Origin of the sequence: Acinetobacter sp. ANC 4204 (assembly GCF_002135205.1) — a bacterium.
Classification (GTDB): Bacteria; Pseudomonadota; Gammaproteobacteria; order Pseudomonadales; family Moraxellaceae; genus Acinetobacter.
Window position 1 is genome coordinate 1 of sequence record NZ_NEFZ01000006.1, and the last position, 22,910, is coordinate 22,910.

Consider the following 22,910-nt stretch of genomic DNA (forward strand, 5'->3'; position numbering starts at 1 on the left):
GCGGTATTAGCATCCCTTTCGAAATGTTGTCCCCCACTAATAGGCAGATTCCTAAGCATTACTCACCCGTCCGCCGCTAGGTTAGGTAGCAAGCTACCTCCCCCCGCTCGACTTGCATGTGTTAAGCCTGCCGCCAGCGTTCAATCTGAGCCATGATCAAACTCTTCAGTTAAAATCATTTAGTGACTTAAGGTCACAATTCTGGCTCATCAATTTTCTGACTAAAAATTCGCTCAAATAAACTTCGAGTAATTTCTACCATCAATCAATGAAATATTTTCGATCAATCAATCAGTAAAAATCCACACAAGTTGTTCTTCATAATCTCTTAATGATCTTCTCAATGGTTCGTCACCATCAAGCTAGGTCGGCTATATTACTCTCAATCTCTTAAAAGTCAACTGGTAATTTAAATTATTTTAAACTCTCTTTCTAAAACCCAACTCAATCAATTTTAACTAAGTTGCTGTTTTATCAGAAGTTTTAATCTTCATCACCGCCGATGGATGTGCATTCTACAGCATTTCTATCCCCTTGCAACCCCCTTCTCTCAATTATTTATAAAAAAACTCCCACTTGTTTATTTATTCGACAAAAATACATCTTTTTACTAACATTTCTTAAAATTTGATTTAACAATGAGCAATTAAGAGCTGTTAATATAGTTAAAAGATTATATTTTTAATTCAATCTGCTGATTATAAAGTTCCGGAACTCTTTTATATGCAACACATTCGCCATTTATGTGCAGGTCTTCTGTTTATAGGCTTCACGACTTTTGCATTTGCTGAAGATGTAACTACAGCTTCAAGCGAAATAGATACCAGTGCTGATCCACAAGCAGCTTCATCTTCTTCGCTTAAAGAATTGAAGAACATTAAAGCGAAAGATTTAAAAGTAGATGCCAATGCAGCACAACCCGATAGTGTAAAAGATCCACTTCAACCCTTAAATCGGCAAATTTTTGCTGTTAATGATGCATTAGACCGTGCAATCGTTCGCCCTATTGCTGTTGAATATAAAGAAAAGATTCCCTCAACTGTTCGTGATTCGTATAGTGGCTTTCGTAAAAATCTTGGTGAGCCTTGGAATGCAGTCAACCAATTAATTCAGGGAAGACCTGGTCGTGCGGCAAAAACATTAGGTCGATTCACTATTAATACAGTGACTACTTTAGGCTTTGCAGATCCTGCTTCGCGCTTAGGTTTAGAAACGGAAGATGAAAACTTTGGTACAACACTTGGCTATTGGGGCGTGCCTTCTGGCCCATACCTCGTACTCCCAGTTTTTGGACCTAGTACTTTCCGTGATGGTTTTGGTTTGGTCGTTGATGGTTATGCACGTCCGCAACGGTACATTCTAGAAGATGAAGAAGGCCTATATTGGTCCGAACAAGTTTTACGTGGTATTGATGTTCGCTCACAACTCATTGATATTGAAGGTGCGATTCAAGGCGACAAATACTCTTCAATTCGTGATATTTATTTACAACGTAAAAACTTCATTATTGCTGAGAAAAAGGGTGTAGAAGCTGAAGGTATGTTTATTGACGATGTTGGTGACGATGACTCTACCGACTCCCCTTCTTCTAATCAATCACATCAAATGTTAGATACGGAATAACAATGGGTTACAGCTAGAGCTGAATTTTCTTTCTCTAGCTGTAATTTGCTTGTTATAGTAAAGCTATAGCTTAATGCTAAGGATAAGCCAATTTTTTTATGTATTTCATTCAACCCTCTCGCCATATTCCATATTTAGAACAGGTGCTAGACACACTGCCCAGTGTGCAAATGATTCGCATAGAAGATATTGATCTTTATGACCCAACGATTATTGCGATTGCTGATATCCAAGATTATTTAGAGCACAAATGGGTACTCCCAACGATCGTGCTTGCCTTTGAAAATGAAGGAAGTGCTTTAGCTCAAGCTTGGGAGCTCGGTGCATTAGCTGGTTGGATGTGGAATAAACTGCCCAGTAACCCACAGCAATCCTTACTTAAGATTGATGCACAATATAAACGTAACCAAGATAGTCGAGATCTACCTTCTGCAGCCGAATTGCAAAAACGACTTTTGCCTAATCCCATAGAATTACAAAACTATACCGTTGAAACCTTTTTTCAGCCTTCTGCTTATTTGTCTGGCGATTGGTTTGATTACTGGAAAATTAGTGACAAAGAACTGATGTTCTATTTGGCTGATGTTTCTGGACATGGTGTCACCAGTAGTTTATTAACCTCTTGGATGGCGGCTTTTCATGGTCGTGCCAAAACACCACGTGGGCTCATTAAGAAACTTAATGGCATGTTGGTGCAAGAAAATATTGAAAAGCACATTACCATGATTGCAGGAATTTTAAACCTCGAAACCCACCAACTACGATGGTCGAGTGCAGGACATTATCCCCCTGCCATTGTGTTTGAACCAAACCAAGCACCTAAAATATTAAACACCAGCAGTTTTCCTCTTGGCCTTACCGAAGAGCTAGAGGTTGAAGAGCATGAATGTGTGCTCAACCGTCATGCCCGCTTCATTATTTGTTCCGATGGAGCTCTTGAACCGTTCAGTGGTGGACTAAATGATCAATTCACACAATTGGTCTATCATTTGCAAAATCAATCCTTTGAAGCACCAGAGCATGTTGCAGACGATATTGCTATTTTAAGTTTACGTCGAATGAATTAATCAAATTATCAATAACTTATTACAATATCCTAGTTTCTAAGACTGTTAGATACTTGAGTAAGTATTTGCCCTATGGGATAATTTCCTATCCTTCTCTGCAAATGGCATTTATATGTCAACAGGTCATGTTGAATATGCAAGCTTGAATGGAACGCATATTTTTAAGCTTATTGGCGAAGTGCGTGCCCAATCTTGTATCAGTCTAGACAAACTTTTAAACCGTATTGAACAACAGTCAAATGTTGTTGGTGCAATCGTAGATTTAACTCAAACTACATTCATTGACAGCACTGTGTTAGGCATTTTGGCGAAGTTAGGCTTAAAGCTTAAACAGATCCATAATATCCAAGCTGTCATGTTGTCCACCAACTCAGATATCACGACCTTGGCCAATAGTATGGGGCTAGGGCAAGTTTTTGTGATTTTAAATTACTGCGGTGATCCAAACGTTTGCACCCTTGAACTTACAGAAGAACATATCACGCATCGTAATATGTTAACTACTGTGTTGGATGCACATAAAACGTTAATGGAACTCAACCAAAGTAATCAAAACATGTTTGAACCTTTAGTTAAACAATTGCAAAAAGAACAAGACAGCCTCGACCAAGTGTCGCAGCAACAAAACGCATAACAACAAATTCTACAGGCCCATTTATGACTTTACTTTCTGCTGTACAGATGAATTCTCAAAATGACATTGACGCAAATTTCATTGTCATTGAGTCTCTGATTCAACAAAGTAAAGCAAATGGTGCTGAACTCATTGTGTTTCCAGAAAACTTCGTGTGTTTTGCAGCAGGCAAACAGCGTGAGACTGCGGCACAGTTCGAAGATATTCAAAAACGTTTAGAAAAATTGGCGCATCAATACCAAACGTGGATTGTTGCCGGAACGTTGCCATGCCCCTTTCGTCCAGATGGTTCAGTGATTAAGGATGGTCGTGTACGTACAGTGAGTCTTTGTATTAGTCCTGAGCGTACCGAAGCACGTTATGACAAAATTCATTTGTTTGATGTGCAAGTTGGCGATGCTGTAGGTGGTTACCAAGAATCTAAATTTTTTGAACCTGGTACAGATGTCGTTGTAGCGAAAACACCTTTTGGTGATATCGGCTTAATGGTGTGCTATGACTTACGCTTTCCTGAACTGGCTTTAACTTTACGCGCGAAAGGTGCAAATATCTTGACGGCGCCTGCTGCATTTACTTACACCACAGGTCAAATGCATTGGCAATTATTATTACAAGCACGTGCGATGGATAGCCAATGCACTGTATTAGGCGCTGCGCAACAAGGTTGGCATGGTGAAAAAAGACAAACTTGGGGGCATACGGCAGCAACCAATAGCCGTGGTCAAGTTTTGGATTTGATTCATACTCAAGGTGCTCAGCTAATTACCGTCCCTTTTGACTTGGCAGAACAAGCTCATATCCGTGAAAGTATGCCATTGATGCAACACCGAAAATTAATGCAGTTTTAAATCAAGTCACAATCTTTAAAAACTACTGACTTCTTCGCACCAAATTATCTTGATGAACATCTACTGTTCTTCTACGGAAGAAATCTCCAATACTAAAAATACATAACTCTATTTACCTTTAAATGGTGAATAATGTCACTGATTACATTCCGTTTGCGTTCACATGAATAAGCCACAGCTAGGAAAGCTTTGAGAACTAGCAATCGAACCTATATGATTGATTTTTAATAGACTAAAGTCTCAATTTAATCATAACGATTTTCTGTGTAAATTTACAAAAACACTGCTTATTCTTTCTATGATTTAAGACAGGATAAGGACTCAAATACAATATTTAGGGAATCAAAATGTCTTTAGAAAAAGTCGTTTATACAGCACACGCAAAAGCAACAGGTGGTCGTGATGGTAGCGCAACGTCATCAGACGGCATTTTAAATGTTAAATTAGCAGTGCCTAAAGAAATGGGCGGTGCAGGTGGTGGCACCAACCCTGAACAGCTTTTTGCCGCAGGTTATTCTGCATGTTTTCTGGGTGCGATGAAGTTTGTCGCAAACCGTGACCATTTAAAAATTACACCTGACGTATATATCGAAGGTGATGTTGGGATTGGTCCGATTCCAACAGGCTTTGGTATTCAAGTGACTTTAAATATTCATTTAGAAGGTTTAGAGCAAGCCGAAGCGCAAAAATTGGTGGATGCAGCACATATCGTTTGTCCTTATTCAAATGCAACGCGTGGCAATATTGATGTGACATTGAATGTAATTGTTTGATTTTTCTCATAAGAATCTACCTAAAAATACAATTTTATTTTTAGGTAGAAATAATTTTATTTTGATAGAACAGCACATCACTATTGAAAAATATAGCTTATATTCATGAAAGTTTATATATTCACAAACAATACAGTAAAGAATACAAAATCTAAACTTCAAAATAACGTGAAACAAAAATGAGTGAAATGCAAAATATAAACCGTAATGAAATATTAGAAAATGCAAAGACAGAATCAGAATTATCAGATTTGAAACAACACGCAGACAAGATGATAAGAGGTTTTGAGAGTTTTAATAATTTTTCGTCAAATCGTGCTGTATGGGAGCTGGTTCAAAATGCTTGCGACCTTACAACGGAATGTGAAGTCGTTTTAGATTACAAGGACGGGTTTTCATTTACTCATAACGGAAAACCATTTACGACAAAATCGTTCATTTCTCTAATAAAGCAAGTAAGCGGAAAATACGGAGAGGAAACAAACATTCCAGAAGTTGGAAAATACGGAACAGGTTTTTTGACGACACATACATTCGGGCGTAAATTTCGTATCAATTCAACTCTTGAAGCAAACAACACATTTTTTGAAATTAAAGATTTTTTAATCGACCGTAGCCCGAAAGAGTGGAAAACGTTAAGTGAAAACATTAGAACGCAAAAAGAAAATGTTTATGAGCTTATACAAAAAGGTGCAATTCTTGCCAACCCTGAAATAAAAACGACATTCACTTTTTTACCCGAAACCGACCAAGAACGAAATTACATTGCAGAATCAAGTAAAGACTTAGAAGACTACATTCCTATTGTTTTAACGATAAATGACCGACTCAAAAAAGTAAAAATCGTTTTAAATGATTCTGAAACTTCGTTTGAACGAATTAAAAAAATAAAAGTAGAAAATGACAAAGGAATAGAATTATACAAAACAACTATTTCAAAAAATGGAACAAACAAAATAATTTATTCAATCATTGAAACTGACGACCAAATTGAAGTAATTCTTCCAATCAACGAAAATCTCGAATTGTTTCAGTTTTCAGAAAGAATTGCCCGATTATTTTTATATTATCCTCTAATTGGTTCAGAGGATTTTGGTTTAAACTTCGTTATCAACTGTAATAAGTTTTTGCCAACAGAACCAAGAGATGGAATACATTTAAAAAGCAACAAAGACCAAGTAAAGGAGCAAGAGGAAGCAAACCGAAAAATAATAGAAAAAGCATCACAACTAATTTTTGAATTTTTAAAAAGTAACCTATTAAACGTTTCAAATCCGCTTTTATATGCTCAAATAAATTTCCAAAGAAATACAAACAATAGCTTATTAAACGAGTATTTTGAATCACTGCAAAAAGTTTGGATAGAAGAATATAAGTTTTTGCCTATTGTTGAAACCTCTGACGGTTTTAAACCCGTTAACCAAGTTTATTTTTTTGACGAGGAACTATTAAACAACACAGAGTTTTTTTATGACATTTACACTTTGGTTTCGACATTTTATAACAACATTCCGATAAAAGAAAAAATTGTTTTATGGAGCAAATTTGCAAGTGAATGGACAAACGAAAAAACAAAAGGAAAAGCTGACTTTATTGGACATAAGGATTTAGTTGAGAAAATATCAAAAGAACATTTATCTAAGTTTGACAAATATTGCTTAATCAACTACTACAAATATCTAATCATAGAAGAAAAGATAAATTATTTTTCAGAACATACTTTATTACCAAACTTAGACGGGAAATTATGTTTTCTTTCGTTGCTACTTACGCCTAAAAATTTAAACGGAACACTTATTGAGATTGGGAAGTCTTTAATCCCAGATTCTATTGAACGAATAATTCATAAAGATTTTTGCTTTGAATTCCATTTTGACAAATTCAATAGAAAAGACTTTTCAAATAGCGTTAAAACAAAATTGGACGAAATGCAGGCTTCAACTGGTATCTATTTTCCTGAAACTATCAATGAACAAATTTACAATGTTCAATCATTTGACAAAACTCAAAAACTTAATGCTAATTTCTTTGAAAGTTTATTGAAGTATTGCAAGCTGAACAACAATGTAAATTCACAAAGCAAACCTTCATCATTAGTAAAAATCATCAGCAAGTATTATTCTTTTGGAGAAAATTTAATTCAATTATCTAACATTGAAAACCAAGAAGAAAATTTAGACATTCGTTCATCAAGGAAGATATTAGTTCAAATTTTCTTCAACTTAATTCAATATCACAACGAAAATTGGGTAAAAGAAAACATTAACTTGTTACTTGAAATTGCAAACTGCAATGAAGACAGCCTTAAAGAGGTTTATTTGGCTTCAAAAATTTATCCTAATCAAATAAACCAACTAAAAAGCATTAGTGAACTAAAAAGAGATCTTGAAATAATTCCTGAAATTAAAGGCCTTTACAATAAGGTGGCAAAGAACGAAATCAGAAAAGAATTGGTTTACATAGAATTTAATGAATTTGTTGCGGAGGATAGATTTGTAACAAGCAAATATCTAACCACAGAAATTGAAGACATTTTCTTTGGGACAGACATTAACAACATAAACGAACACCCTTTCAAAGTTGAAATACTAAACATCATAAAATCCTTGAGAGAAAAAAAATATGCAGAACTTTTTCCAAGACTTGATGATAAAAAGGCAAATGTAATGTTGGAAGTTGTTACTAATGAAAATACCAAAGACGATATTTTTTCAATTGTGACTTTAGGAGAATCAGATCTAAAAAAACTCGGAAAACTTGTGCAAGAAAAAAATTTTTCAGCGATTTTAAACGCTGCAACCATCTTGCTTCAACAGCAAAGGGAAACTGAAGCCGATTTTCACCATAAATACGAAATTGGAACATACATTGAAAAGCTAATTAGAGAAAAATTATCTAAGGAATTGCAAAACAGAGTTTCATTTGGCGACAATGAAACAGAAACAACCAATATACAAGGCGGTCAAGACATCGTTATTTTCCTTGACAAAAATCCCGTTTATTTCATAGAGGTAAAATCGAGGTGGAACTCACAAAATTCCGTTTCTATGAGTAAACTACAATTACAAAGAGCAGTTGAAGAAAATAGGCGTTATGCTTTGTGTACGGTGGACATTACACGCTATCCAGGTAAAAACGATAGATACAAACTTTCAACAGATGAAATTTTACCACTTACAAAATTTGTAACGAACATCGGAGACACAATAAAACCGCTAATTGAAGACAACTTAGAGGCAGAAAAACACCAAGAAAAATCAATACACCTGATCGAATACAGAGGTATAATTCCTCAAGACATTATTCAAAGAGGTAACGATTTTAAAAGTTTCATCGAAATCCTTTTTACAATAATTACTGAAAAAACATGAAGTAAGTAAATGATCATAAATATTAACTTCTTGATCAAAATATCAACAAAATAAATAAAGTGGCTTATTCAGCCGCTTCATTGGTCACACGCAATACTTCTTCCAACGTAGTCTTCCCTGCCAATACTTTACGCAAACCATCATCGCGAATAGAGCCTGAATGTTGTCGTGCATAAGCTTCTAGCTCAAATTCAGCTGCGTTACCATGAACTAAACGTCGCATTTGATCATCCACAGGAACAATTTCATAAATTGCGGTACGCCCTGTAAAACCTGTATGTGAGCAACGCTCACAGCCATTTGGTTGTGGCAATTGTAGTACTGCTTTGGGATTCAAATGCTGAAATAATTGTGTTTCAAACGCATCGGCTTCATGCCAAGTGGTACAATGGCTACATAATGTACGTACTAAGCGCTGTGCGATAACACCAATCAAAGAACTCGATAACAAAAATGGCTCAATGCCCATATCTTTTAAACGAGTGACCGCCCCAATGGCTGTATTGGTATGCAGTGTAGATAATACCAAATGCCCTGTGAGTGACGCCTGTACCGCAATTTCAGCCGTTTCTAAGTCACGGATTTCCCCCACCATCACCACATCAGGGTCTTGGCGCAGCATGGCCTTTAAGGCTCTCGCAAAAGTCATATCGACTTTGGTGTTGACTTGCGTCTGTCCAATTCCTTCCAGTTGATATTCGATCGGGTCTTCGGCGGTCAAAATATTTTTAGAGCCGTCATTGAGGTCTGAAAGTGCTGCATAAAGTGTCGTGGTTTTACCCGAACCTGTCGGCCCTGTGACCAAAATAATACCGTGTGGTCGATGCACCAATTGAGTCAAACGCTCATAGTCAGGCTTCAATAAGCCCAAATGAGTCATATTCAAACGACCCGCTTGTTTATCGAGTAAACGCATCACCACACGTTCGCCATGTGATGATGGCAAAGTTGATACCCGCACATCGACTTCACGCCCAGCTAAACGCAATGAAATACGTCCATCTTGTGGAATCCGTTTTTCCGCAATATCCAATTTAGCCATGACCTTAATACGTGATACCAACAGCGGTGCCAACTCACGGCGTGGTTGGACAATTTCACGTAATTGCCCATCGACACGTAAACGCACCGACAGTTTCTTTTCAAAGGCTTCAATATGAATATCAGATGCGCCAACACGAATCGCTTCAGACAATAAGGCATTAATTAAACGAACAATTGGAGCATCATCTTCTTGATCCATCAGATCTTCAGCTTCAGGCACTTGGTCGGCTAAGCTGAGTAAATCAGGATGATCTTCTAAACCTGCGGCCACTTGCTGTGATTCACCACTGTCGCCTGCAAAGCTACTACTCAAAAGCTGATGAAACTCTTCATCACTACACAATTGATGTTGTGCTGCCACACCTAAAAAACGACGTGCCTCTTGCAAAGCCAACAAAGGGGTACTTTCACGGCGCACAATATAAGCTTGATCGCCTTCGTAGCGTAGTAGCACGCCATGTCGTTTAGCAAAACTATAGGGAATTTGTAATTGTTTAAGCACTTGCATCTTAAAATTATAATAATGATGAAAAATATTATTTTGAGTGTACTCTAAGCGTATGACAGCGTGAAGTCTGTTTTTCACTGATTTGCAATATAAGGAAATGTGCTGTTGCCTAATATGAATGAACTGTTTGAATCGGATAGCCCCAATTTAAAATGGTGGGGCGAATACAACTTTGAGCTGAATCAAGCCCGTGCATGGCAATTTGGCTCATTACTCTTTCGCCTCACTCGTGGTCTACAAGAGTGGCGTTTAGAGTTTCATCGTCCTCAAGTTCAGTATGACTATGAGCAAAAATGGCATGCGATAGAAGACCCACATTTCGCCTTTCCACACCCTGTCGAAATCAAACGCTACATGTTTAAAAACACCCACTCTACGATTCAACTGATGCCACGTTTAGCTGATCGTTCAGTGGTGATTAAGCCTGTCGATCCGATTTACATTCCTGCGGGGCAACGTGGGACACTTTATATCAGTACACCTTTGTCAATTTCAGGTTTTATTGAAGGCCAGCGTGACCCTTTATTTGATATTCCTGTGATTTTACCCAAAGAAACGTGGTTTGGCCCAAATCATCGTACTGGGGAAATTGCTTATGCGACAGCCGTCGATGGGAGGACTGAATTACATCAGTTAAAACCACGCGCTTTCCGTGCAGTGACGCCTATTGAGTTTCAAAACACCAGCCATTTACAACTACGTTTTGATCGAATGAATGTCCCCGTTCCTGCATTACCACTCTTCTATAGTGAAAGTACGGGACGACTTTGGACTTCACAAATTAAAGTCATGCATGAAGGAATTGATCGACCACCTCGTATCCGTATCGAAAACCGAACACCACCACATGCAGGTAAAGTCATTTATATGCATCCGCCACGCTCTTCGGCAAGTGCACTGTTTAATATGTTTGATTCATTCTTCTAGGGGGAACATATGCCAAATTCAAATATTCCCCAAGAGATTAGCAGTAGCCTAAAAGGCATTTTCACCAACATCAACACAGAGCGATTAACCGAAATACTAATTGCCTTAGTATTGTGTTTTGTTGGTTTTGTCTTGGCACGTTTAGTTTCCAATACTTTTATCCGCACCATTGGGACTAAGTTTAACGCCCATCAACGACTAGTTTGGCGGCGGGGTATCTTTTACTTCATTTTCTTGATCTTTGTGATGGCAAGTCTCAAAGAAGCAGGTTTTAAACTGAGCGTCTTTTTAGGCGCCGCGGGTATCTTAACAGTAGCTTTGGGTTTTGCTTCGCAAACCTCTGCATCCAACTTAATCAGTGGTTTATTTCTTATTGGTGAAGGTTCTTTTGAAATTGGCGATACCATTCAAATTACCCTCATTCGCGGACATACCATTGAGGGTGAAGTCATCTCAATTGACTTACTCTCAGTTAAACTATTGACTCAAGACAATATTTACGTTCGACTCCCCAATGAACAACTGATTCGGGCACCTGTCCACAACCTCTCCAAGTTTCCAATACGGCGTATTCCGATCACCTTAGCGATTAACTTTCATGAAGACATCATTAAAGTCCGTGAAGTACTGATTGATGTTGCCAACAAATACCCTTTGGTGCTTGCAGATCCCAAACCTGCTGTGACCGTCACCGCCTTTCGCGAATCGTCAATTGAGTTACTGTTTGCTGTGTGGTGCCAGCAAGATCACTATCTACAAGTCCGTGATGAAATGCAGGAACGGGTTCGTAATGGGTTCTTAGAGAACCAAATTGAAATTCCTGTACCAAAAATGGGTTTTGTTGATCACCCACTTTCACGTCCTTTGTCTCATGAAGATATTGATCAATATACCAATGCCCAAGCTCTAAAACGTGAGCCGAATATCAAATAAATCAATGCAGCTCCTTATGATTCATACCGACATAAGGAGCTGAACTTGTTTAATTAGTCTTTTCTTCAAGTTCAGGCATCGGCGCAATATACGCGATTACCAACATCACCAAACCTGCACCTAAAAATGAAATCACGCGGGTGAGTGTCCCAATGTGAGATAAGTCAAACAAGACCAATTTCAGCGTCACAAGAACTAAAATACACCCACCAAAAATCCACAATGAACGTAAATTACGCTTGGTTGCCGTCAGCATACAAATGAATGCCAAACTGACCCAAAGCAAAGTAAAGCTCAATTGCACCAACGCATTTTCCCACATTTGCCAGTCATTATAAGGTGTTAGGAAGTAGACATGCAGCGCACGTAGCACCACATAACTACTCAGCCAAAGGAGACTCGACATCATCAAAATAGCACCCAGACTTTTTTCCAAGCCTGCTTTCATCTGTAAATTCAGCATCCAAATAAACCCGATCAGCATCGCAATACTGATCAAGTCGAATGGGTTGAATATCGGCAACCAATATAGTTGAAAAGCTTGCTGGCTAAAGATCTGAGAACAGACGATCCAAAACAGCATAAGCACTAAGGTATTACGCGCCTGCCAAAACTTTCGCCACAAGTTTGGAGTGGGCTGCGCATAACACCATACGGCAAAGGCGAGCGGTAAAATAACGATGCTCAGATATGGCATACTTGGAATGAAGGTTAAACTGGTCAGCGCCAAACTCAATAAAGCACCCAAACTCACCCATTCCAGCTCATCCTCCACACCCTGTAGCGGGCGTAACCACAGCAAGGTGAGTAATCCGCTCGTTAAAGCAAACAATAGACGGTCTAAGCCAGAATGCCACATAATGATGCCATCATGGCTCAGGTCAACCAAGAAAATAAAGGCAACCGCATACAACGGAATCAGGCCAACCCATTTGGGCAATAGCCATGACCAACTTGCTTTGCGGTAGAGTAGCCACTCATTCAACACGCTATATAAAAGTGTAATGATCAGTAGCGCTATTGTTACCTGACTTTTACTGTCGATTTCATCTAAAAGCAAAATAAACAACATGCTGGTTGCTGAAAGCAGTTGTAAGCAAAAAAAGGCAATCGTGGCAAAAGACAGCTGTTGTCTAAAACGCTCTACACTGTTGGCAACGGCAACCACAGTAAAATAACTCAGACACAACGCCCAATAAACTTCCGTTGGAAAACGATTGAGCTCGACCACATAGTAGAGACTCGACAGTCCTGCTACCGCCAATAAGCCCATTGCCAAATATCGACTCAAGCTCGAGGTACGATACAAAGCGTAGATAAAGATCAGCGCACCCTCGACACTCCAACCCACCACACCCCACTGATCAGGCAGTAAAATGGGAGGTATCAACGCCAAAAAGACCAAGGACAAACTGAGATAACTTTGTGCAATCAGCTCAACACTGTGAGCTCTTTTTATAAGTTGATAAAACATGGCATAGAGCGCTGCGAAGCCTAGACTGAAGCCTGCCTGCCAAGTCGTTTCCTCAAAATACATCACATACAAAAAAGCAAAAGCAACAATGGGTGCCGCAAAAATTAGAGCCACATCCAAGATCGGGTTCAACTTGAATTGAGTTAAATCCTCACGTGCCAACAGTTGACTATAACGAAAACTCAGCCAAATAAAGACGGCACTATGGGCCAAAACCAACAAGGCAAGCATGTCACGCTCAGGCGCTTTGCCTTGATAAAAAGCATACGCTCCACCTACGACCACTGTCATTAAAAAGGCAATTTGGTTAAGGACTTTCCACGGTCTGAACGTGCTTAAAACAGCAACCGCAATATTGATGACCAAATAGTAGGCCACCAGCTCTATCGCAGTGGCATTCCGTACAGGTAAGGTAAAAGGTGCTAAATATGCAATGACCATCGCCATTAACGCTAGTTCAATCGACTGCTGTCTTAAACTAAGCCAAAGTGTCACTGCCATCACCACCACAAAGCACAGGCTTGCAATTGCTAAACTTGCAATCACGGCGTTGTAGTAAGCAAAAAACAAAGTCAAAAATAAACCTGACAGTCCAAGTGCTTCCAAAGCCAAAGCAAAACTGCGGTTTTTGTGTTGAAGCACATAACCAAAGACCACGACACCTACACTTACCGCAGCAACGAGGCTGAGCTTGACCGCAAGACTCAACTGCCAATGCTCGGTGGCAAAGCGTAATAATAAAATAAGCCCTATCAGCAGTACCACAATCGCGACTTTTAACACAGGATTGCCCCGCCACAGCCAGTGTTTCACTTGTTCAGTGAGACTTAAATCATCTGTGTTATTTAGAACGGTGGACTTCGTGGGTAAAGGGAGAGAGTTTTCAAATTCTGGGAAACGGTCGGATATACCCTGATGTGGCTGTGCTTGCACAGATAACAATAGATATTCTAGGCGACGCAACCAGCGAAAGAAAAAGAACAACCAACCACTGATCCCCAACCCAATGAGTCCGCCCCATTGCCCCACCATCCCGATTAAAATAATGAAAGACGCAAGGTAAAGCGGCACTTTTGACGTTGGCTGAAAAGCAATGCCCCGTTGTTCCGCCAACGTCGTACTGGGTTTTTCAATACTATCAACATAGTGCATGACACTCATGACCCAAGCGATTCCACACAATGCACTTAATAGTGGCACAGCTAAAAACCATGCTGCAATTGCAACAATGGTCAGCCCCATCAACCACATCATGCGAATTTCACGCTGTCCAGTTTGCATCCGTTCTCAATCTCTTTTTCTCATCTTCAAATAATACATCAGCTTGGCGTCACTATTTAAGCGCTGAACGGTAACCATCTATGCCAATCGGTACATCAATACACTTTGTTCTGTGGCAAAATCACGTACAATGAACAGGTTATTTGGATAAGGAATCTTGCAATGCCACCATTTGTCTTGGTCGATGGCTCATACTTTTTATTTCGTGCTTTTCATGCTTTGCCACCGCTCACCACGTCAACTGGCTTACATACCAATGCAATTCGTGGGGCAATTTCTGCGATCCAGAAACTGATGCGTCGTACTCAACCAACGCATATGGCTGTCATTTTCGATACCCCTGAACCGACTTTCCGTCATGTGCTGTCGCCCATTTATAAAGGTGACCGCCCAAGCATGCCTGATGAATTATCGGAACAAATTCCATACTTGCATGCCTTGATTCGTGCCTTAGGTATTCCTTTATACATGCTCCCAGGTGCAGAGGCAGATGACATCATCGGGACTTTAGCCAAACGTGCAGAAGCCGCAGGACAGCAAGTGCTGATTTCCACAGGCGATAAAGACATGGCTCAACTGGTGACAGATAAAGTCACCTTAGAAGATAGCTTTAAAGACAAGCCGATGGATGTGAATGGCGTGTTTGAAAAGTTTGGGGTGTGGCCAAACCAAATTATTGACTATCTGACCCTAATGGGCGATGCCTCTGACGGCATTATGGGCGTTCCAGGTGTTGGTGCCAAAACCGCAGCAAAACTGTTAACAGAATATGGCTCGATTGGTGGCATTTTAGAAAATGTCGATAAAATTAAAGGCAAAGTCGGTCAAAACATCAAAGAACATGCCGATGGAATTGCCCTAGATCACCAACTGGCAAGTATTGTCTGCGACTTAGAAACAGGACTAACCTTTGACGATCTTAAACTGCAAGATCCGAATACCGAAGCCTTACGTTCACTATATACCGAACTGGAATTCCGCCAACAGTTGCAATCGCTCGATCATCCAAACAATCCTAATAGCGCAACCTATAAACAAGCGACGCAAGAAATTGTTAAATCAGCACAATCTGAAACCGTTATCAATACGGAAGATCAAGCCGTCCAAAGCAGTGTCGATGACCAACTGGGTCAAGCGAACTACCATACTGTGCTCAGTGCAGAACAGTGGGCATCCTTATTCAAACGTTTAAGTACAGAAAAACGTTTTGCCTTTGATACTGAAACCACCAGTTTAGACTATCGCGTAGCGCAAATTGTCGGTTTTTCAGTCGCATTTGATGCGCAAGATGCCTATTACGTTCCACTTGCACATGATTATGAAAATGCACCTGTGCAACTAGAGCGTGAACAGATCTTGGCACAAATCAAACCGATTTTAGAAGATGAGTCGGTTCAGAAAATTGGTCATCATTTGAAATATGATGCGCATGTCTTAGAAAATCATGGCATCGAGCTAAAAGGCTGGTACTTCGATACCATGTTGGCATCTTATGTACTCAATGCTGTGGCGACTCGTCACGGGATGGATGACGTGTCACGTCTCTACCTCAGCCACTTAACCACCACGTTTGAACAGGTGGCAGGTAAAGGTGCAAAACAGAAAACCTTTAACCAAATTGAGATCGAAACCGCCGCGCACTATGCTGCGGAAGATGCCCATGTAACCTATCGCCTGTTTGAAGTGCTCGATGCCAAACTGCAAAAGCATCCCGAACTGGTCAATATTTTACACAATGTCGAAATGCCAGTGGCCCGTGTCCTGACCACCATGGAAGAAAACGGCATTGAGCTCGACTTAGACTTCCTCGACCAACTCGGTGTTGAGTTTGCCAATACCATGGCCAATCTTGAAAACCAAATTACCGAACTGGCCGGACAAAGTTTCAATGTCAGCTCGCCGAAGCAAGTCGGTGAGATTTTGTTTGATAAACTCGGACTCAAGGGTGGCAAAAAAACCGCAACTGGTCAGTACAGTACATCAGAAAGCGTTTTAGAAAAAATTGACCACCCGATTACCGAGCTGATTTTGGACTATCGCGGTTTATCGAAACTCAAAAGCACCTATACCGATGGCTTATTAAAACAAGCCAATAACGATACCCATCGTGTGCATACCAGCTACCACCAAGCACTGACCGCAACAGGCCGTTTATCTTCGACCGATCCAAATCTACAGAACATTCCTGTGCGTGAAGAAATTGGACGTCAAATTCGTAAAGCCTTTATTGCACCGCAAGGTCGCGTGTTATTGGCAGCCGATTATTCACAAATCGAACTGCGTTTAATGGCGCATTTCTCACAAGATGAAGCCTTGGTTGATGCCTTTAATCATGGGCAAGATGTACACCGTCGTACTGCGGCTGAAGTCTTAGGTATCGCCCTCGAAGATGTCACGTCAGACCAACGTCGTCAGGCCAAAGCAGTCAACTTCGGTCTACTCTACGGCATGTCTGAATTTGGCTTAACCCGTCAACTCGGTTTTAGCCGCGAAGAATCGCGTGGCTATATTGCGAAATACTTCCAACGTTATCCGGGCGTGCTCGACTATATGGAACGCACCCGCCAAATTGCACGCGAACAAGGTTTTGTCGAAACCATTTTGGGTCGTCGCTTGTACACGCCAGATATCATGGCAAGCAATAAAATGATCAAACAAGCGGCCGAACGTGCTGCAATTAATGCACCACTACAAGGTTCTGCTGCGGATATTATTAAAATGGCGATGGTTGCAGTTGATCAAATGCTACCGAAAGATCAAGCCAAAATGCTACTACAAGTACACGATGAATTGGTTTTTGAAGTCGATGAAGCTATTGCAGATGAATTGGCACCACAGCTTGCTAAAGTGATGCAATCGGTCTTGAATATTTCAGTCCCTCTTGTAGTTGAAGTTGGCAAAGGTCGAAACTGGGATGAAGCCCACTAAAGCATTTGCGCCTTCCTCCTCCAAGGAGGAAGGCTGGGATGGAAGTCATTTGCCTCCTAGAAGAAAGATCAACGTCTTCACCTAAAAAATTTCAGCCGTAAAAAAAGGACTCACAATCGAGTCCTTTTTTATTCGCTACAATCTTATAAACCAGTGAGCAGAACAATCGCTACTTCATTCATAATCATTTCAGCAATATACAGCGCCAAGAACGCTACAATTGGAGAAAGGTCAATCATGCCCATATTGGGCAACAAACGGCGAAACGGTGCCAATAATGGTTCAGCAAGCTCTTGAATCACCTCAATATAAGGCGAGCGTGACTGCGTAAACATCACTACCCAACTTAAAATAATTGTTGCAAAAATCAAATAACGACAGAAACGAATCAAGTCCTGAATCATGGTCACAAAAGTTAAAATAACCAAATGCACAGGACTATTTGGCATCGCTCCAGAGAGATACATGACACCAAAAATTTTCAGTAAGTACAATAAAACCAAAAGCACTAAAGCCGCTAAGTTAACGCGGCCTTTCGCTACATTTGGAAAAATACGACCAAACATATCCACAATTTTTGTGGCTTTTACGGTCGACATCACCACTGGGTTATAAAAGTTAACCGCTGCCAATTGCATGAGAAAGCGGAAGAACACCAGTAAAATTGCAACGTTAATAATGATGCCAAAAATTAGCGCAGAGTTTGCACCCATACTTGAACTTTCCTAAATAAAACGATTATTTGCTACTTTCACTTAGCTCTTGAGCAAGTTCCTGACTGCGTTTTTGAGCAGCAGCCAATGCAGCTTGGATATTTTGTGAAATTTGTGCACGATCAAACACTTCAAGTGCCGCTTGGGTTGTACCATTCGGTGAAGTGACATTTTTACGCAATTCAGCTGGTGTATTTGAGCTGGTAATTGCCATTTGCGCCGCACCCAATGCAGTTTGCAACGTCAATGCCGTTGCCACTTTTTCATCTAGGCCGAGGTTTTTACCTGCACGGATCATGCTTTCCATCATATAGAAAAAATAAGCAGGACCTGAACCAGACACCGCAGTCACCGCATCAATCTGCGCTTCCTCACCTACCCATAAAGTTAAGCCAGTCGCAGCAAGTACTTGGCCCGCCAAATCACGGTCTTCTTTATCTACAGCCTCAGTGGCATATAAACCATGCGCACCTGTTTGTACTAAAGCAGGCGTATTTGGCATTACACGCACAATACGATCACTGCCAGCGAGTGCAGCAATCGTGGCAATTTCAGCACCCGCAACAATTGAAATAATCAACTTGCCGTCAAATAAACCGTTTAATGGTTTTAAAACATTGGCTAAAACTTGAGGTTTAACCGCTAAGACCACGACATCGGCTTCACGAATAGCAGATGCGTTATCCTCAGTCACCACCAAGTCTTTTTCAGCCAATAAATGACGAACTTGTTCAACAGGATCAGAAACCGTAATGCGAGTTGAAGGTAAACCACGTGAAATCAAGCCACCAATGAGGGCTTGAGCCATGTTACCACCGCCGATAAAACAAATATTACGATTCAGCACTGCGCTCATGATTATTTCTCTATCTCGAATTTTTTAACTAAGCAATTAAATTTGGTTGCCATCCACCCGCTTCACAATAAGCTGACTCGATCAACCAAAATCCTTTAGGCGTAAAAACACCAAGCATAACATTATCTATGCTTAATATTTGTATTGTGTGACGTTGCCATGGAAAAATTTGTGCACTTTGAATGGCTTTTTTCAATGGCCAAGCCCCAACACGCCCATGTAAATGTAATTTTTCCCCGCCTAAGCGTGGTTTTATTTGTAAAGGCTGCTCTAATAATTTAGCAGACAGCCCATATTTTTGTGTTTCAATCTGATATTGCCCAGATGCCAGATTATAGCTTTGATGTAGGCTAAAATGCTGTTCAATTGGTTCAAGTGTCTGAGATTGCTCCGCCAAATACTCGGTCTTATGGACTCGAAAGAGTTGCTGTTGATAACGCACATAATAGTATTGATTCCAATGCAAAGCGGCCTGAGCATCGACTTTGGATTCAATCACCTCATCAAATAGGCGTTGCACCATATCAAAAGCAGGACGATATAAGTCCTCACCTTTCATCCAAGCAGACAACAGCTGTCGCTGTCTCGGTGCTGATAACTGACGAAATGAAGTTAAATTTAAAACCGAAGCATCCCCACAACTGGCCCAGTCTTGCGCCAACACATCGGTCAAAATGGATTCAGCATCTTGCATCAAATAACTGGTACGTGCCAAAGCTTGCTGCATTTTCGGAAAGCGTTGTTCTAAGATTGGCCATAATTCGGCTCGACACCATGCCCGATCATAACTGGTATCAAAATTGGTTTGGTCTTGAATATTTCTCAGTTGCATATCAGCAGCCCACAGCTCAATTTGCTGTCTGGACAAAGCCAATAGCGGGCGCCAAATTGTAAATTGCTCTCGTATGTCGAGGCTCTGCATGGCGGCAAGTCCATGAATCCCTGCACCAGAGAGTAATCGGAGTAAGATAGTTTCGGCCTGATCTTGTTGATGATGCGCGAGAACTAAAATTTCATTGGCAAGAAGATGCTTCTGAAAGGCAGCATAACGTGCACTGCGGGCTTGGCTTTCTACATTGCCTGTATCAACATCGACCGCTTGAATCACACAGGGAACATCCAAGACATAGCACTGTTCTTGAACAAAGCTGCCCCACTGTGGACTGACATCCTGCAATTGATGATCAATATAAATGGCGCGAGTGCGCTTGGGAAATAAATGAGACATCAAATGGAGTAGTAACATGGAATCCATGCCACCACTACATCCGATTAAAAAATGAGGCTGTTCAGGTGTATCCTGAAACTCAGTTAAGACGCTAGTCCTAAATTGTCGCTGCCAAACTTCATTAAACGTTGGTAACGTGCTTCGCATCGTTCATTCGCATCCATCGGTTGCAACTCAGCCAAAGCATCTTTTAAAACAGTTTTTAAAGCATGCATGACCTGTTCTGGGTGGAGGTGAGCACCTTCACCTTCATCGACCACGTATTCAACAACACCCATTTTCTGTAATTTTTCAGCAGTCAATGCCAAAGCTTCACTAGCTTGCTCTGCTTTTTCAGCTGTTTTCCATAAAATAGATGCACAGCCTTCAGGTGAAATGACTGAATAAATACTATGGGACAACATCACCACACGGTCAGCCACACCAATACCCAGTGCGCCACCTGAACCGCCTTCACCAAGTACGGTTGCAATCACTGGCACTTTCAAGCTTGAAAGTTGTGCCAAAGACGTGGCAATTGCCTCAGCCTGACCACGTTCTTCTGCACCCACACCTGGATATGCACCCATGGTGTCAATAAAGGTAAAGACGGGTAGATTAAAACGTTCAGCCATATCGAGTAAACGTTGTGATTTACGGTAACCTTCTGGGTTACTCATACCAAAGTTATGTTGTAACTTTTCACGCGTACTACGACCACGGTGTTGACCCACAATCATGACTGGCTGACCATCAAAGCGAGCTAATCCACCGATCATTGCACCATCATCACCAAATAAGCGATCACCATGCAAAGCATCAAATTCGGTAAAAATTTCACTCACATAATCTAAAAATTGCGGACGCTCAGGATGACGTGCAATTTGAACCGTCGTCCATGCTTTGGATTGCGCAGCTTTATTCTTCATAGCTCAACCATAAATCCCTAATTGACCAATTTATTCATCGACAAATTGTTCTGATTGGATATCCAGCTCAACATCCCAATGCTTAAATTGCGCTTGCTCATCATGCAAGTCTGCAACCAGCAAAGGCCATTGCGCGGCATTACCAGAAACACTCAGCTGCCATTGTTGCGCATTGCCTACTGTTAATTCAATGGCAGGAAGCATCTGATCGCTACGACTATGATTGAGTAAAACAGCAAGGCGAAGTAGCAAACACAGATAGACTAATTTGTTGCCGCCGACTTTCATCACATCGACACGGGCGTCACTGCGCAGCTTACGGCGATGATGCGCTACCAAATGCGACAAATGGTTTTGATCAATTTGCGAGAAGCCCGCAATGTCCGAATGTTGCAATAAATATGCGCCATGACGATGGTAGCCGGCATGGCTAATCGCCAAACCAATTTCATGCAGATAAGCCGCACGACGCAGTAAATCACTGTCTTCTGTGGTTAATTTTAGTGACTCTGCCACGCCATCAAACAAATGTTGAGCCATGTTCACAACTCGTTCCGCTTGTTTTGGATCGGCGTTATAACGGCCCATCAACGCTTGTACAGAACGATCTCGGATATCTTCATGTTGAAAACGCCCCAGTAAGTCGTACATGACCCCTTCGCGCAGGGCACCATCTGAATACACCAACTTATCCAGTTCAAGTACATCAAAAATGGCGTAAAGAATAGCAATCCCGGCTGGCAAAACTGCTCGACGGTCTTCTTTTAAACCATCAAACTCCATCTCGGAGACGTGTTTATATTTGAGCAATTTTTCTTTGAGCTTATCTAAACCGTCACGGGTCAGTTCTTCTTTTTCATTACTCCAGCCCATATTTACGGTAATTTGACGACACGCTTTGATGGTTCCACTCGAACCGACCACCGTATCCCAACCCGCTTCTTTATAGGTATTGGCAATCCCTGACAGCTCCTTACGTGCTGCAACCACCGCTTTATCAAAACTTTTTTGGTTTATTTCACCATCGACAAAGAAGGCTTTGGTAAACGCCACACAGCCCATTTGTAAAGATTCGGTATGAATCGGCTCAAATTCTTCACCAATAATCAGCTCAGTTGAACCACCGCCAATATCAATCACAAGGCGACGTCCACTGTTCTCCATGGTGTGGGATACGCCCAAATAAATCAAACGTGCTTCTTCACGGCCAGCAATAATTTCAATATGTTTAGGTAAAATTTCTGCCGCTTTTTGAATAAACTCATGACCATTTTTAGCTTGACGCAGCGCGTTGGTCGCCACAATTCTTAAACGGTTTGGTTGAACTGAACTTAAACGACCAACAAAGCGGGATAAACAGGCCAAACCACGCTGCTGTGCAGCTTCTGTTAAATTTTTATTTTCATCTAAACCCGCAGCTAACTGTACCTTTTCTGACATTGACGCAACTTTTTTCACTTCGCCATGATCCACACGTGCAATTGCCAAGTGGAAACTGTTCGACCCCATATCGATGGCAGCAAGTAACTCTTCATCAATCAAAAAATCAGACATGATTTAATATAAACCTATACAGAATTGTCCTTAGATTAATTCACCTCCATGCAATTTAAAAGCCATTTATGGTTAGAAATTGACGAGCTTTTAAAATTTCAGCATATATGACAATTGTGTTACACGATCAGTAACATTGAGAGCTCCAATTAGACAAATTCAAACTAAAGGTTGAAAATTTAGTAATCCATCTACTCAGTGATAGCAGGCTATGACATACTATTAGCCATAAAACTATCC

16 protein-coding genes and 1 rRNA gene are annotated in these 22,910 nt (G+C 40.7%); 9 read left to right on the plus strand and 8 right to left on the minus strand.

Annotated elements, in window-relative coordinates; translation table 11 throughout:
- A 16S ribosomal RNA gene (locus tag B9T36_RS12570) occupies positions 1-172 on the minus strand; the annotation flags it as partial.
- A gap of 551 nt (positions 173-723) precedes the next feature.
- Here B9T36_RS12570 and B9T36_RS12580 point away from each other — a divergent pair.
- The 6 genes from B9T36_RS12580 to B9T36_RS12605 all read left to right on the plus strand — a co-directional run bounded on the left by B9T36_RS12580 (position 724) and on the right by B9T36_RS12605 (position 8,316).
- Positions 724-1,623: a VacJ family lipoprotein gene (locus B9T36_RS12580; protein ID WP_086209817.1), complete on the plus strand. Its 900-nt coding sequence runs from the start codon at positions 724-726 to the stop codon at positions 1,621-1,623.
- 98 nt (positions 1,624-1,721) lie between these two features.
- Positions 1,722-2,690 carry an RsbU family protein phosphatase GigA gene (gigA, locus tag B9T36_RS12585; protein ID WP_086209818.1) on the plus strand — a complete coding sequence of 323 codons (969 nt, stop codon included), beginning with the start codon at positions 1,722-1,724 and terminating at the stop codon, positions 2,688-2,690.
- A gap of 112 nt (positions 2,691-2,802) precedes the next feature.
- A complete protein-coding gene (gene gigB / locus B9T36_RS12590) occupies positions 2,803-3,324 on the plus strand; it encodes an anti-anti-sigma factor GigB (protein WP_086209819.1) in 522 nt (173 codons plus the stop codon).
- 23 nt (positions 3,325-3,347) lie between these two features.
- Positions 3,348-4,172: a carbon-nitrogen hydrolase family protein gene (locus tag B9T36_RS12595; RefSeq protein WP_086209820.1), complete on the plus strand. Its 825-nt coding sequence runs from the start codon at positions 3,348-3,350 to the stop codon at positions 4,170-4,172.
- 347 nt (positions 4,173-4,519) lie between these two features.
- Entirely contained in the window at positions 4,520-4,945 is a 426-nt protein-coding gene (locus B9T36_RS12600; RefSeq protein ID WP_086209821.1) for an organic hydroperoxide resistance protein, read from the plus strand.
- A gap of 179 nt (positions 4,946-5,124) precedes the next feature.
- Entirely contained in the window at positions 5,125-8,316 is a 3,192-nt protein-coding gene (locus B9T36_RS12605) for a sacsin N-terminal ATP-binding-like domain-containing protein (protein WP_086209822.1), read from the plus strand.
- A gap of 64 nt (positions 8,317-8,380) precedes the next feature.
- On the opposite strand, the gene gspE is transcribed toward B9T36_RS12605, so the two are convergent.
- On the minus strand, positions 8,381-9,868 hold the full coding sequence (gene gspE, locus B9T36_RS12610; protein WP_086209823.1) for a type II secretion system ATPase GspE: 1,488 nt from the start codon (positions 9,866-9,868) through the stop codon (positions 8,381-8,383).
- A 114-nt stretch (positions 9,869-9,982) separates the two neighbouring features.
- Here gspE and B9T36_RS12615 point away from each other — a divergent pair, with 114 nt between their 5' ends.
- Both B9T36_RS12615 and B9T36_RS12620 read left to right on the plus strand, forming a co-directional pair.
- Positions 9,983-10,795: a hypothetical protein gene (locus tag B9T36_RS12615; RefSeq protein WP_086209824.1), complete on the plus strand. Its 813-nt coding sequence runs from the start codon at positions 9,983-9,985 to the stop codon at positions 10,793-10,795.
- A gap of 9 nt (positions 10,796-10,804) precedes the next feature.
- Positions 10,805-11,728, plus strand: a complete 924-nt coding sequence (locus B9T36_RS12620; protein WP_086209825.1) for a mechanosensitive ion channel family protein — start codon at positions 10,805-10,807, stop codon at positions 11,726-11,728.
- Positions 11,729-11,777: 49 nt separating this feature from the next.
- Here the strand turns inward: B9T36_RS12620 and B9T36_RS12625 are convergent, their stop codons facing one another.
- Complete coding sequence (locus tag B9T36_RS12625) at positions 11,778-14,483, minus strand: DUF2339 domain-containing protein (protein WP_086209826.1); 2,706 nt, start codon at positions 14,481-14,483, stop codon at positions 11,778-11,780.
- A gap of 162 nt (positions 14,484-14,645) precedes the next feature.
- On the opposite strand from B9T36_RS12625, the gene polA reads away from it, so the two are divergent.
- Positions 14,646-17,411: a DNA polymerase I gene (gene polA, locus B9T36_RS12630; protein WP_086209827.1), complete on the plus strand. Its 2,766-nt coding sequence runs from the start codon at positions 14,646-14,648 to the stop codon at positions 17,409-17,411.
- Positions 17,412-17,554: 143 nt separating this feature from the next.
- Here polA and B9T36_RS12635 read toward each other — a convergent pair whose 3' ends face one another.
- The 5 genes from B9T36_RS12635 to ppx are packed head-to-tail and all read right to left on the minus strand — an operon-like array spanning position 17,555 to position 22,670.
- Positions 17,555-18,124 carry a YggT family protein gene (locus B9T36_RS12635; RefSeq protein WP_004979206.1) on the minus strand — a complete coding sequence of 190 codons (570 nt, stop codon included), beginning with the start codon at positions 18,122-18,124 and terminating at the stop codon, positions 17,555-17,557.
- 25 nt (positions 18,125-18,149) lie between these two features.
- Positions 18,150-18,980, minus strand: a complete 831-nt coding sequence (gene proC, locus B9T36_RS12640; RefSeq protein WP_086209828.1) for a pyrroline-5-carboxylate reductase — start codon at positions 18,978-18,980, stop codon at positions 18,150-18,152.
- A gap of 28 nt (positions 18,981-19,008) precedes the next feature.
- The gene (gene tilS, locus B9T36_RS12645) at positions 19,009-20,355 is read right to left on the minus strand and encodes a tRNA lysidine(34) synthetase TilS (protein ID WP_086209829.1); all 1,347 of its coding nucleotides are present in this window, start codon (positions 20,353-20,355) and stop codon (positions 19,009-19,011) included.
- A complete protein-coding gene (locus tag B9T36_RS12650; protein WP_086209830.1) occupies positions 20,292-21,116 on the minus strand; it encodes an acetyl-CoA carboxylase carboxyltransferase subunit alpha in 825 nt (274 codons plus the stop codon). The genes tilS and B9T36_RS12650 overlap by 64 nt, the downstream gene beginning before the upstream one ends.
- 30 nt (positions 21,117-21,146) lie before the next feature.
- The gene (ppx, locus tag B9T36_RS12655; RefSeq protein WP_086209831.1) at positions 21,147-22,670 is read right to left on the minus strand and encodes an exopolyphosphatase; all 1,524 of its coding nucleotides are present in this window, start codon (positions 22,668-22,670) and stop codon (positions 21,147-21,149) included.
- Positions 22,671-22,910 lie beyond the last annotated feature (240 nt).